General features: G+C 25.6%; 11 protein-coding genes and 1 pseudogene. 9 read left to right on the forward strand and 3 right to left on the reverse strand.

Annotation, left to right across the window (positions count from 1 at the left end; translation table 11 throughout):
* Positions 1–75 precede the first annotated feature (75 nt).
* From XW81_RS00785 to XW81_RS02965, 4 genes are all read left to right on the forward strand, one after another.
* Positions 76–1,614, forward strand: coding sequence for a complex I subunit 4 family protein (locus XW81_RS00785; RefSeq protein ID WP_075473991.1), 1,539 nt, complete (start codon positions 76–78; stop codon positions 1,612–1,614).
* 6 nt (positions 1,615–1,620) lie between these two features.
* Complete coding sequence (locus XW81_RS00790) at positions 1,621–3,087, forward strand: NADH-quinone oxidoreductase subunit N (RefSeq protein ID WP_075473993.1); 1,467 nt, start codon at positions 1,621–1,623, stop codon at positions 3,085–3,087.
* A gap of 472 nt (positions 3,088–3,559) precedes the next feature.
* On the forward strand, positions 3,560–4,810 hold the full coding sequence (folC, locus tag XW81_RS00795) for a bifunctional tetrahydrofolate synthase/dihydrofolate synthase (protein WP_075473995.1): 1,251 nt from the start codon (positions 3,560–3,562) through the stop codon (positions 4,808–4,810).
* Between the two features lie 52 nt (positions 4,811–4,862).
* The gene (locus XW81_RS02965; RefSeq protein WP_075473998.1) at positions 4,863–5,339 is read left to right on the forward strand and encodes a CvpA family protein; all 477 of its coding nucleotides are present in this window, start codon (positions 4,863–4,865) and stop codon (positions 5,337–5,339) included.
* Positions 5,340–5,491: 152 nt separating this feature from the next.
* On the opposite strand, the gene XW81_RS00805 is transcribed toward XW81_RS02965, so the two are convergent.
* Both XW81_RS00805 and ispE read right to left on the reverse strand, forming a co-directional pair.
* The gene (locus tag XW81_RS00805; RefSeq protein ID WP_075474000.1) at positions 5,492–6,439 is read right to left on the reverse strand and encodes a ribose-phosphate pyrophosphokinase; all 948 of its coding nucleotides are present in this window, start codon (positions 6,437–6,439) and stop codon (positions 5,492–5,494) included.
* Between the two features lie 66 nt (positions 6,440–6,505).
* Positions 6,506–7,359, reverse strand: a pseudogene (gene ispE, locus XW81_RS00810) (4-(cytidine 5'-diphospho)-2-C-methyl-D-erythritol kinase).
* Positions 7,360–7,954: 595 nt separating this feature from the next.
* Here ispE and prfA point away from each other — a divergent pair.
* The 3 genes from prfA (at position 7,955) to sirB1 (ending at position 10,842) form a co-directional block, all read left to right on the forward strand.
* Positions 7,955–9,037, forward strand: coding sequence for a peptide chain release factor 1 (prfA, locus tag XW81_RS00815; protein WP_075474003.1), 1,083 nt, complete (start codon positions 7,955–7,957; stop codon positions 9,035–9,037).
* Positions 9,038–9,039: 2 nt separating this feature from the next.
* Positions 9,040–9,876: a peptide chain release factor N(5)-glutamine methyltransferase gene (gene prmC, locus XW81_RS00820; protein ID WP_075474005.1), complete on the forward strand. Its 837-nt coding sequence runs from the start codon at positions 9,040–9,042 to the stop codon at positions 9,874–9,876.
* A gap of 156 nt (positions 9,877–10,032) precedes the next feature.
* Entirely contained in the window at positions 10,033–10,842 is an 810-nt protein-coding gene (sirB1, locus tag XW81_RS00825; RefSeq protein ID WP_075474007.1) for an invasion regulator SirB1, read from the forward strand.
* A 177-nt stretch (positions 10,843–11,019) separates the two neighbouring features.
* On the opposite strand, the gene nadE is transcribed toward sirB1, so the two are convergent.
* Positions 11,020–11,859, reverse strand: coding sequence for an ammonia-dependent NAD(+) synthetase (nadE, locus tag XW81_RS00830; RefSeq protein WP_075474424.1), 840 nt, complete (start codon positions 11,857–11,859; stop codon positions 11,020–11,022).
* 154 nt (positions 11,860–12,013) lie between these two features.
* Here nadE and XW81_RS02960 point away from each other — a divergent pair, with 154 nt between their 5' ends.
* Together XW81_RS02960 and XW81_RS00835 are read left to right on the forward strand one after the other, a co-directional pair.
* Positions 12,014–12,451, forward strand: a complete 438-nt coding sequence (locus XW81_RS02960) for a hypothetical protein (RefSeq protein ID WP_324248572.1) — start codon at positions 12,014–12,016, stop codon at positions 12,449–12,451.
* Positions 12,412–13,221: an acetate/propionate family kinase gene (locus XW81_RS00835; protein WP_324248574.1), complete on the forward strand. Its 810-nt coding sequence runs from the start codon at positions 12,412–12,414 to the stop codon at positions 13,219–13,221. Before XW81_RS02960 ends, XW81_RS00835 begins: the two co-directional genes overlap by 40 nt.
* The last annotated feature ends 8 nt before the right edge of the window (positions 13,222–13,229 follow it).

The following is a 13,229-nucleotide window of genomic DNA, read 5'->3' on the forward strand; positions in this document are numbered from 1 at the left end:
AAAAATAGTATAGTGATTATTATAAACATTATTATAGTTACTAAGCGAATAAATCAAAAGCAGGAATACAATGATATGCTACTTCCTATTTTTATTATAGTTCCTTTTTTAGGTGGAATATTTTGTTGGATTTTTGAGAAATATTATGTAAAAATTTCTCATTATATTTCATTAATATTAATGGTATCAATGTTAATATTGTCTGTTTCATTGTTATTTCAAAATTCAGTAGTTTCTCTTCGTAGTTTTTATGAACCTAATTGGGATTTTGAATATAAGTCTGATTGGATTCCGAGGTTTGGAATTGCGTTTCATCTGGCCGCTGATAAGCTTTCTATTATAATGTTAATTCTGACCAGTTTTTTAGGAGTAATATCTACGCTTTGTTCTTGGGATAAAATAAAAAAAAACATTGGTTTTTTTTATTTAAATTTATTATGGATTTTAAGTTTTTCGATGGGCATTTTTCTTTCTATAGATTTATTTCTATTTTTCTTTTTTTGGGAAATCGTAATTTTTCCAACTTATTTCATGATGATATTTTGGGGACGCGAAGAAAATGGGAAAAATGTGTTTTCTAAGAGATTTTCTGCTGCTAATAAATTTTTTATGTATTCTCAGTGTTCTGGTTTAATATTACTTTTTTCTATATTGTTTTTAGTACATGCTAATTATGCATCTACTCATATTTTAAGTTTTGATTATAACGTATTGAGATATACTACTTTAAATTTTTTTTTAGAAATATTTATTATGATTGGGTTTTTCTTGTCTTTTTGTATAAAAATCCCTATCGTTCCATTTCATGGTTGGCTTCCAGATTTTCACACTTTTTCACCTATTGTAGGTTCATTAGACATTTTAGGAATTTTAATAAAGACAGCAGTTTATGCTTTATTAAGATTTAACGTTGTTTTTTTTCCACATTCTTCATCTAGTTTTTCAAGTATTTTTATGTGGTTAGGTGTTATAACTGTTTTTTATTCTTTATTTGTTGCCTTTTCTCAGACAGATATAAAACGATTAATTTCTTATATCTCTATATCTCACGCAGGTTTTATTTTAATTGCTATTTATAGCGCAGATAAAATTGCTTATCAAGGAATAGTTTTACAAATTGTTTCTTGTGCGCTTTCTACTGCTGCTTTGTATTGTCTTGTAGGTCAATTATTTAAATATACTAATACTTGTGATATTCGAAATATGGGTGGTTTATGGTCGAAAATTAATTGGATACCCGGATTTTTTTTATTTTTTTCGTTTGCCAATTTAGGTATCCCAGGAACTGGTAATTTTGTAGGAGAATTTATGATATTATTAGGAACTTTTAACAATAATTCTTTCTTAGTTGGCATTTCTTCATTTTCTTTAATTATTTCGGCGTTATGTTCTTTAATTATGGTTCAAAAAATATATTTTGGTTCATGTTCTCAAAATAAAAATTTCAATAGCATTCAAAATCTTTCTCTTCGCGAAATTTTAATTTCATTTTCATTATTAGTGACGTTAATATTTATAGGATTATATCCAAATATTATTTTGAATATATCTGAATTGCCGCTTAATGATATTCGAGCCACTTTTTCTAATTTTATTTTAACTACAAGGTTGTAATTTTTAATGATAGTATCTGCAAAACAGTTAATAGCATGCTCTCCATTATTAATTTTATCATTAACTGTAATAATTATAATTTTATTTATTTCGTATAACCGTAATCATTTTTGTACTTTTTTGTGTTCTGTAATAGGATTACTTTTATCTTTTTTTTCTATTTGTATAGTTAAAACGATTGTTCCAATAAATGTTACTATGTTATTTCATATAGATAAATATTCGTTATTATATATTTCAATGGTTCTGCTATCGAGCATTATTACATGTATATTTGCATATTCATGGCTAGAAAATTCTTTTTACAATCGTAATGAATTTTATTTATTGTTGTTGTTATCTACTATTGGTTGTATTTCTTTAATTATTTCTAATCATATGTCGGTTTTTTTCATCGGAATGGAATTAATGTCTTTGCCTGTTTTAGGATTGATTTCTTATGCGCATTTTGAAAGAAATGCTTTAGAAGCAGCTATAAAATATATGATTTTGTCTTGCTCAATATCAGTATTAGCATTGTTTGGTATTGCATTAATATATTCTATTACAGGTAGTTTAACATTTTCTAGTTTAATATACGAATTAGTAACTTCTATTTCACATCCAGATAGTATTTTGCTGTGTGGATTAGGATTAATCATTTTTGCTTTTTCTTTCAAGCTATCCATATTCCCATTTCATATATGGACTCCTGATGTTTATAAGGGAACTTCTTCGACAGTTTTAATGTATGTTTCTACTGCGACAAAGATTGCAGTTTTTAGTTTGTTTTTTAAGATTTTTATCTTTTTAATATCGTTTCATGTAGAATTTTTTAGAATTATGTTAGAAATTATGATATGTGCCTCTGTTATTTTTGGAAATTTTATGGCTGTATTCCAAACTGATATTAAAAGGTTTTTAGGATATTCATCTATTTCTCAATTTGGGTATCTATTGACATCTTTATTAATTTCTAATGATTTTAATTTTTCTTTAGAAGTAGTAGGTATATATTTGGTTGGTTATTTGTTGTCTAATATAGGAATGTTTGGTTTAATGAGTATTATGTCTATTTTAAAAAAAGATTTAAAATTCGATACTATTACGTTTTATCGTGGATTGTTTTGGAATAATCCACTTTTAGCGAGTATTATTACAATAATATTATTTTCTTTGTCAGGAATTCCTTCAACTCTTGGTTTTGTTGGAAAATTTTATTTATTATCGCTTATTGTTAAAGAAAATTTGTGGATGTTAGGAATAATTCTTTTGATAGGTTCTATAATTGGAATATATGCATATTTAAAAATTGTTGTATATTTATATTTAGAACCTTTAGATAGTAATAATTCAAAAAACGTTGTTTTAGATTTTTTTGGGAAATTATGTATGTTCATTTTGTTTTTAATAGCAATATTGCTATTATTGTTAGGAATTTTTCCAAATTTAATTATTGGAATTATTTCAAACTCTGAACCTCTTTTATTTTAAATTATTGATTTTAATTTATTTCTTATATATTTATATAAAAAACATTATTTTTTAATGATTCTAGTCTATTTTGTATTTATTATATTTTATTTAAACGAATTGTTTTAAATTAACTTTATTTTTTGAATGCATTTTTTAAAATATGTAGTTTATGTAGATCGAATGAGTAAAATGACTATAAAAGTTTTCTATTTTATAGAAACTATTTTTACATTTTTATTTTTTAAAATTAGATTTTTTTAATAAATTTAGTATATATATTTTTTGTTTGTTATATATTTAAATATTTAAAAGTATCCTCTTTTCGATTTCAAATTATTTTTATATTAATAAATATTTTTACTTTTTTATAAAATGTTTTTTATTGTTTTTAAATAATTTTATAATTTTTTTTAAAATGTAGGAAATTTTAAAATATAAAATATGTATATGTTTACAGATTAGTGTATAGATCTCATTTTCGGTTTCATATATGAAAAACAGAAATATTGAATTGTTTTCTTTCTTTGATTGGTTAAATTATATTGAAAAATTTCGTGTAGATTTTAAATGTAACTATTTCAATAATGTTAAATTTATTGCAAAGAAGTTAGGAATGTTAAAATTAAATTCATTTGTTTATATAGTAGGAGGTACAAATGGAAAGGGCACAACTTCTTTCGTATTAGAAAGGATATTTTTAGAGTCTGGATATCGAGTAGGATTGTATACTTCTCCACATTTATTAAGATATACTGAACGTGTTCGAATTAATGGACGCGAGTTAGATGAGAGTGTACATGTTACTTCTTTTTTTAATGTTGAAATTGCGCGTGGAACTTTATCTTTAACTTATTATGATTTTATAACTCTTTCTGCTTTGTATCTTTTTAAGAGTGTAAAGTTAGATGTGGTTATTTTAGAAGTTGGAGTAGGTGGAAAATTAGATGCTACAAATGTTATAGATTCAGATATTTCTATTATTACAAATATAGAAATAGACCATATTAATATGCTAGGAAATAGTCGTGACTTAATTGGAATTGAAAAATCAGGAATTTTTCGTAAAAATAAGGTTGCGATTATTGCTGAAAAAACTATCCCGAATAGTGTTATAAGAATTCTTAAACATGGTCAAGTTGATGGAAAATTAATATTACGCGATTGGTATTATAAAAGATATCATAATAGTTGGTCTTTTTTTAGTCAAAATTTTTATTTTTTGTCTCTTCCTCTTCCTAAAGTATCTTTGGTAAACACTGCAACGGCATTGTCAGCTGTTGTCGAATCAAAATTTCATATTAAAGAGAGTACAATTAGAAATTGTATTGATAAAATTTATATATTTGGACGATTTCAAATTTTATCTTGCAAGCCTATGATTATTCTGGATGTAGCGCATAATTTACATTCTGTAAAACGTTTACAAAAAAAACTTTTACTAGTTAGAAGCATTGGTAAGATTCATGCTATAGTAGGAATATTAAAAAGTAAAGACGTTTTTAATATTGTTTCTCCGTTATTTTCAATAGTTGATTATTGGCATTGTGTTAAGTTAGAAACCGAACAGAGTGTTCTTCCAGAGAATATAGCACAATTTTTACCTGTTGGTTCTTTTGCAACGTATACGAGAATGAAATATGCTTGGCAAGAGGTACAAAGAATAGCAAAAGTTGTAGATACTATTTTAGTTTTTGGATCTTTTATAACGGTTTCTGAAATATGTACAATATTAACAATGTAAATAGATGTAGTAAAACTAATATACTTCATTTTAATAAATATTTTAATTCTACATGAATACAATAGATTGCGTTTCAATAATAATAATTGCCATCTCTACTTTAATAAGTTTTTTTCGTGGATTTTTTCAAGAAATAGTTTCTATTCTAATTTGGTGTGTTGGAATATATATGTTATTTAAGTACTATTCCATATTATGTTTTTTTTCTTGGAATATTAATCATAAAATTACTAGGTATATAGTAAATTTTGTGATATTTTTTATCTCTTTTTTAATTATTAAATTTTCACTAGACTATTTGATAACAATATTTATAAATAAATTTCATTTGTTTTTTTTAAATCAAATTTTAGGAATATTTTTTGGAATTGTACGAGGAATAGCGATAATTTGTACAATATTATTTTTTTTAGAATTTTCGACTAGTTTTGTGAATAGTAATATTTTTAAAACTTCTTTATTAGTACCTTATTACAATTATTTTATAAAATCATTTTTAAAATTATTTATAAAAAATATTTTTTTATAAAAAAACAAAATATTTTTTTCGAATGACGTTTCATGAGATGATTCTAATTTCTAGAATTTAGTAAAAGTCATATATATTGTATTTTAGGATTATTTTTGAGTACAGTAAATAAATATAATATTTTATTGTACTCAAAACGCTATATACGTGTATTAATGTTCAAACATAGCAGATATAGATTCTTCATTACTAATTCTTCGAATAGCTTCTGCTAACATTCCAGATAGTGTTAATGTGCGTACATTAGAGAGTGTTTTAATATTTATTGGCAATGGAATAGTGTCACATACTACTACTTCATCAATGGCTGAGTTTTGTAAATTTTCAGCTGCATTTCCTGAAAAAATAGGATGAGTTGCATATGCAAAAACTCGTTTTGCACCGCGATCTTTAAGAGCTTCAGCTGCTTTACATAACGTTCCTCCTGTATCAATCATATCATCTACTAAAATACAATCTCGATTAATTACATCACCTATTATATTCATAACTTGAGACACGTTAGAATTTGGTCGTCTTTTGTCGATAATAGCCATATCTGTATCGTGCAGCAACTTTGCAATAGCTCTTGCCCGTACGACTCCTCCTATATCTGGAGAAACTACTATAGGATTTTTAAGATCTATTTTGAGCATATCTTCCAGAAGAATTAAGCTTCCAAATACGTTATCTACAGGAACATCAAAAAATCCTTGAATTTGTTCAGCATGAAGATCTACTGTTAACACTCGATCTATTCCAATACTAGAGAAGAAATCAGCTATAACTTTTGCAGTGATTGGTACTCTAGATGAACGGACTCGACGATCTTGTCTAGCATATCCGAAGTAAGGAATTACAGCTGTAATACGTCCAGCAGAGGCTCGTCTCAAAGCATCTACCATTACTATTAGTTCCATAAGATTGTCATTGGTAGGATAACATGTTGATTGAATAATAAATACATCATTTCCGCGAACATTTTCGTTTATTTGAACGCTAATTTCTCCATCACTAAATTGTCCTACTGATGCATTTCCTAAGTTCATATATAGACGGTTAGCAATAGATTTCGCTAAATTTGGAACAGAATTTCCAGAAAATAATTTCATGTCAGGCACAAGAAATACCTCAGTATTTAACATATATAGACTTTTAAGTTATGGTGTTAAAAAATGTTTACAATATTATAGTTGTAATTGTTTATGTAATATCGAAGTATTAGAGCTACGTGTTACAAACCCGAAGACATTACGGGGAAGTATAGTAAGTATTTTTTGTGCATCGTTTTTTGAAGTAAATTCAGAAAAGATACAAGATCCTGTTCCTGTGATTCTAGAAGGTGCATATTGGGTTAATTGTTTAAGTAAGTATTTTATTTTATAAAATTTTTGTTTTAAAAGTTTTTCAAAATCATTTGTAAAAGGAGTTTTTAGAAGTAAATCAATACATTTCCTTTTTGAATTTCTTTGAAGTTCTGGATGAGTGAAGATTTCTTTGGTAGAAATTTTTATATTTGGAAAAGTAATTAAATACCATTTTTTTTTGGTTTTAATTGGATATAAAATATTTCCTATACCCTCTGCTATTGATGTTTTTCCCATTATGAAAAGTGGAACGTCGGCTCCTAGTTTTTTTCCAAAATGTGCTAATTGCAGTAATGTAAAGTTTATATTCCACAATGTATTTAATGCAATTAGAACTGTTGCAGCATTAGAAGATCCGCCACCCATTCCTCCTCCTATTGGTATATTTTTTTTTATGAAAATGTTAGCTCCTAATTTTAGAGAGCAAGAATTTAAAATTTTTGCTTTTTTTTTAGCAATTTTGCGGCGCGTATAATTATGTTATGAGAATTAGGTATTTGTGGAATACGTGTTATTATTTTTATATTTCCACTGTTGTTAGGAAAGATATATATTATATCTTTATATTTTAATAATTGAAACAGTGTTTGTATATTGTGGTAACCATCAGCTCTCATGTTTACAATATATAAAAAAAGATTAATTTTTGCAGGAGAAAACCAAGCAGTTTTCATAATTTTAAAATTTTTTTGTTCATGTATGAAATGACATCTTTTTATTCTAATCAATTTTTAAAAGATGGAAAAGTTCTATTTTATAATAAAATATAATATTTTTGCTATTCTTTTAAAAATGTTGTATATACATTGCTTAAACTATATTTTTTCCAAAATTTTAAAACGTTTGAACAATTTATTAAAAACAGTTTAATAACATTATTATAATTATAATTCGTGTTATTTCATTTTGAATTTTTTAAAAGTGTGCAATTTTTGACGATTAATAATTTTGATTATTTTTAACTTTTGAAAATTTTTTAATATTCTTATTTTGCTAACATGATATGTTGTATTATTTGCGAATGCATTTAATTATATTAATTAAAGTCAACTTTTTTAAAATTAATTGAAACAATTTTAGAAATAGTTTTTAAAAGTTTAAAGTATTAAAAGGAGTTATAAAAATATTGATATAGTTTAAGTTCAAAAATTTTAAATATTTAAAAATTTTGCAAAACTATTAATTTATTTTTAAATGTTAATCTATAAATTGAAATAAAGTGCGTGTATACTTATAAGTCACATGCATGAGTTATAAGACATTTTTAAAGTGAAAAATTCTATTATAAAAAAATTAGAAGTCTTACACAGAAGGTATGAAGAAGTAAAATGTATGTTATCTGATATTAAAATAGTATCTGATAAAAGTGAGTTTAAAAGGTTATCGAGAGAATATTTACAATTGTCTGATATTAATACTTGCTTCATAAAGTGGAAAAAAAATGAAAACAATAAAGAATCAACTACTGTCTTATTAAATGATGTTGAACTACGTGACGTTGCTTTAGAAGAACTAAAAATTATCTTGTCTAATAAAGTTGAATTAGAACAACAACTAAAATCTCTGCTACTACCTAATGATCCGTACGACAATAGAAGTTGTTTTGTAGAGATAAGATCAGCAACAGGAGGAGATGAAGCAGCTATTTTTGCAGGCGATTTATTTAAGATGTATCTTAAATACTCGGAAATACGTCGATGGAAGACAGAAGTAATTAATTCTACCTATAGTGATAAAGGTGGTTTTAAAGATATAATTATTAAAATTTCTGGTAAAGGGGTATGCGGAAAATTAAAATTTGAATCTGGAGGACATAGAGTTCAGAGAGTACCTAAAACGGAATCTCAAGGAAGAATTCACACTTCAACTTGTACAGTAGCTGTAATTCCAGTAGTTCCTGAAGAAGAGATAAAAAAAATTAATCCAAATGATTTGAAAATTGATACTTTTAGATCTTCAGGAGCAGGTGGACAGCATGTAAATACAACAGATTCTGCAATTAGAATTACTCACATTCCTACTGGACATGTAGTAGAATGTCAAGATGAACGTTCTCAACATAAAAATAAAGCAAAAGCATTATCTGTTTTAATTTCAAGAATCAAATCGGAGCAGTTTTCTAAAAAACGAGAAAAAAATGCTATTATTCGTCGTAATCTCTTAGGAAGTGGAATGCGATCAGATAGGAACAGAACATACAATTTTTCAAAAAATAGGGTTACTGATCATAGAATTAATTTAGTTTTATACTATTTAGATGAGATATTAAATGGAAAATTAGATTTATTAATAGAACCCATTACTCAAGAGTATCATGCTAATTATTTATCAGATTTTTTTAGAAAAATTTAAAAATGAATATTCGAACTTGGTTACATGAATCATATTTAAAATTTAAAAGTGTTAGAAATAGCAGTTTCAAATTAGATTTAAATATTTTATTAAGTTTTGTTTTAAAAAAAAAAATTAGTTGGTCAATTAGTCATGATACTTTTGAATTAAATAATAATATTTTAAAAAGATTGCATAGTTTACTTATGCGTAGAATTTGTGGAGAACCTATTTCATATTTGGTTGGTAAAAAAGAATTTTGGTCTTTATCTTTCATTGTATCAAAAAATACGTTAATACCACGTCCAGAAACTGAAACTTTAGTAGAAAATGCTTTGATGAGGATAGATAACAATAGTCATAAAAAAATTTTAGATTTAGGCACAGGTTGCGGTTGTATAGCGTTAGCATTAGCTAGTATGCGTCTGAATTGTGATGTCGTAGGTGTAGATCGTGTACATGAGTCTATTAATATTGCTAAAAGAAATGCAAAAATATTACGATGTAAAAATGTTGTATTTTTACATAGTTTTTGGTTTTCTAAAATTAACGAAAAATACGATATTATTGTTAGCAATCCTCCGTATATTGGTCTAAACGAAATTAAAGATTTAGATAATGAATTGTTTTTTGAACCATTTTTAGCATTAATCTCTTCGGAAAATGGATTGAGTTCTATTCGATATATTATTAAAAATTCTAAAAGATATCTAAAACGTATGGGTTGGTTACTAATTGAACATGGATGGATGCAAAGAGCACGAGTACAACGGTTGTTTAAAGAAAATAATTATTTTAATATAATAACTTATCAAGATTATTCTGGAAATGATAGAGTAACAGTAGGCCAAAAAAGATAAATTATTGCTATATTTTAATACGAATTGAGTAGATTTCTTAAATATATTTTAATTATTTCATGTTACAATAATATTATATGGGTATATTAATAAATAATTGTATTTATAACATTAATTCAGTTATATTTATGTACAATGCGGTTGTATGGAAAAAATATGACATCTTTTTTTGATTTCGACGTTTCTAAATCACCATTATGTAAATCAATTATTGCTGTATTGTGTCTTATTAGACCGGACTTTCCTTCTGATTTTGTTATTAAAGAATTAGAAGAGAGAGTAGAAGAAGCTCGATTATATATATCTTCTGAAACAAAAATACATTTTAAATTAAAGAAGTTAATAGAGCTGTTTTATGGTTATTGGAAATTTGGAGGTGCTACAGGAATTTATAAATTGTCGGACGTTATATGGTTAGATAATGTTCTAAAAACCCGAAAAGGAACAGCGGTTTCTTTAGGTGCAATATTTTTGCATATTGCTCAACAATTATATCTTCCTCTTATGCCTGTGATTTTTCCTACTCAATTAATTTTACGATTCGATGAGTTTGGTAAAGAAGCATGGTTAATAAATCCGTTTAATGGTGAAACGTTAAGTAAACATATTTTAGAAGTTTGGTTAAAAGGGAATATAAGTCCTACAGCAGAATTATATAAAAATGATTTAGAAAAAGCTCAGTATTTAACGGTTATTCGGAAAATGCTTAATATGTTAAAAAATGCGTTAATAGATGAAAAAAAAATGGAATTAGCATTAAATGTTAGTAATGTATTGCTGAAAATTAATCCCAACGATCCTTACGAGATACGTGATCGTGGATTAATATATGCTCAATTAGAATGCAATCATGTTGCGTTGACTGATCTAATTTATTTTATCGAACATTGTCCAGAAGATCCTATAAGCGAACTTATAAAAATCCAAATTCATGCGATAGAAAATAAAAAAATGACATTACATTGAGCATTTTTTGTTTATTTTTTTAGTATCAAAATACATTTTTTATATTTGTAAAAAATTTTTGTTAGTGTATCATTTTTTAAAATATTAAAATAATGTTTTACATTAATTTAGTTTTATATAATATTTTTAATATGTATATTAACTTTATATAATTTTTTTTTAAATTTTAGTGTAATTTTAAATTTGTTTTGATATATTTATTGCAAACATGTTTGGAGTGATAGGAATATTACGTTTGTGTTTTGTGTTAATATAATATTTTTCAATTATTGATTGACTTTTTTTATCAATTTTTTTTCCTTCTAAGTATGCGTCAATTTCAAAATAGGTAATACCTAAAACTTCTTCATCAGTTTTATATGGGAAGTTATCTTCTAGATTTGCTCTAGGTTTTTTAAGATATAAATGAGATGGACAGTTTAATGTTTTTAATAATAATGTTCCTTGTTTTTTATTTAGTTCTGAAATTGGGTTAATGTCTGATCCTCCGTCTCCATATTTTGTAAAAAATCCCGTAATTGCTTCAGCAGCATGATCAGTTCCAACAACTATTCCATGATTCATGCTAGCAATATTGTATTGTAATTTCATTCTTTCTCGTGCTTTGTCATTTGCTTTTATATGATTAGATGTTTGTATACCTTCTTTTTGAAGAGATTTTTTAGTACTTAGTACTGCGGGCTTTATGTTAATGTTATATATTTTCGTAGGATTAATAAATTTTATTGCATCTTTGCAGTCTTTAAGATCTATTGGTTTTCCATATGGTAAACATAGTGCAATGAGTTTGTAAGTTTCGTGATTATAGTAATCATTGAGTTCTTTAATTGCTAATTGACATAATTTTCCAGTTAAAGTAGAATCTTGTCCACCACTAATGCCTAGAATTAGTGATTTTATGTTTTTATTACTTAAAATATACATTTTAATAAAATTTATTATTCTATGAATTTCAAATTTTGGATTAATTACGGGTTTTACACCTAATTTTTTTATAATTTTTTCTTGTAAGTTCATAGCGATTTTTAGTGTTACAAAACGTTTTTTAAAATATATCATGAAATTAATTTTCTAAAAATATATTAAAGTATAATTATATTGTTTTATATTTGTTAAAAATTCTGTAAAATATGTTTTTTACAAAAATATTTTACAGAATTGGGTAATTTTTATGTCTAATCTTCTAGTGTTAACGTTAAATTGTGGTAGTTCCTCTTTAAAATTTTCTGTCATAGATCCAAAAAGAAATAGTATAGTGTTGTTAGGTTTGGTTGATTTTTTGCAGTCTTCTAAAATAAAGGTATCGTGGAAAATAAATTTTAAAGAATATAGTATTTTTTTGAACAAAAATAAAGATTATAAGGAAATTGTTGGTTTAATTTCTGATCATATATTGAAAAGAGATTTAGAAATTTTTAACAGAATTTCGTGTGTAGGACATCGTGTAGTTCATGGTGGATCGAAAATGAATAAGTCAGTTGTTTTAGATGAAGAAGTATTAAAATATATTAAAAAAGTTTCGTGTTTTGCTCCGTTACATAATCCTTTAAGTATATTAGGAATCCAAACATCGTTCGACGTTTTTCCTCATTTAAAAAAAAAAATGTAGCTGTATTTGACACAGCTTTTCATAGTACGATACCAAAAACTTCTTTTATATACGCTATTCCTTATACCTTTTACAATAATTATGGTATTAGAAAATATGGTGCACATGGTATTAGTTATTCATACGTAACAAATAAAGCATCTAAAATGTTAAATATCGCAGTAAAAAAATTAAACATTATTGTTTGCCATTTAGGTAATGGTTCGTCGGTAGCAGCGGTTCGAAATGGCGTTTGTGTAGATACTTCAATGGGTTTGACCCCATTAGAAGGTTTAGTAATGGGAACTAGATGTGGTGACTTAGATCCTGCGATTGTTTTTTTTATGTATAATAAATTAAAGATGAGTATGAAAGATATTGAAAATGTTTTAATGAAAAAATCGGGATTAATAGGAATAAATGAAATTAGTAGTAATTTTCGAAATTTAGAAAAGAATTACCACTCTAATGCAAAGATAAAATTATCTATTGATATTTTTTGTTATCGCTTGTCTAAATATATTAGTTCTTATATGCCAATAATGGGAAACAAATTAAATGGAATTGTATTTACTGGAGGAATAGGAGAAAATTCGTGTTTGGTAAGAACTATCACTGTTTCTAGACTGTCTTTTTTAAACTTTGAAATTAGTGAACGTTTAAATTTGTCGATAAAATTTTTAAAAAAAGGTTTCATTAATGTAAAAAATAGTAAATCTATATTAGTAATCCCAACTAATGAAGAATTAATGATAGCAAAAGAAACAGCATTATTAGTACAAAATATTTAATGTGAAAT

Origin of the sequence: Buchnera aphidicola (Schlechtendalia chinensis), from assembly GCF_001648115.1 — a bacterium.
Classification (GTDB): Bacteria; Pseudomonadota; Gammaproteobacteria; order Enterobacterales; family Enterobacteriaceae; genus Buchnera_B; species Buchnera_B aphidicola_N.

What these genes read in the sequence shown, in the direction of transcription:
- XW81_RS00785 (WP_075473991.1), top strand. Translation starts at nt 76, where the DNA reads ATGCTACTTCCTATTTTTATTATAGTTCCTTTTTTAGGTGGAATATTT.
- XW81_RS00790 (WP_075473993.1), top strand. Translation starts at nt 1,621, where the DNA reads ATGATAGTATCTGCAAAACAGTTAATAGCATGCTCTCCATTATTAATT.
- folC (WP_075473995.1), top strand. Translation starts at nt 3,560, where the DNA reads ATGAAAAACAGAAATATTGAATTGTTTTCTTTCTTTGATTGGTTAAAT.
- XW81_RS02965 (WP_075473998.1), top strand. Translation starts at nt 4,863, where the DNA reads ATGAATACAATAGATTGCGTTTCAATAATAATAATTGCCATCTCTACT.
- prmC (WP_075474005.1), top strand. Translation starts at nt 9,040, where the DNA reads ATGAATATTCGAACTTGGTTACATGAATCATATTTAAAATTTAAAAGT.
- sirB1 (WP_075474007.1), top strand. Translation starts at nt 10,033, where the DNA reads ATGACATCTTTTTTTGATTTCGACGTTTCTAAATCACCATTATGTAAA.
- nadE (WP_075474424.1), bottom strand. Translation starts at nt 11,859, where the DNA reads ATGAACTTACAAGAAAAAATTATAAAAAAATTAGGTGTAAAACCCGTA.
- XW81_RS02960 (WP_324248572.1), top strand. Translation starts at nt 12,014, where the DNA reads ATGTCTAATCTTCTAGTGTTAACGTTAAATTGTGGTAGTTCCTCTTTA.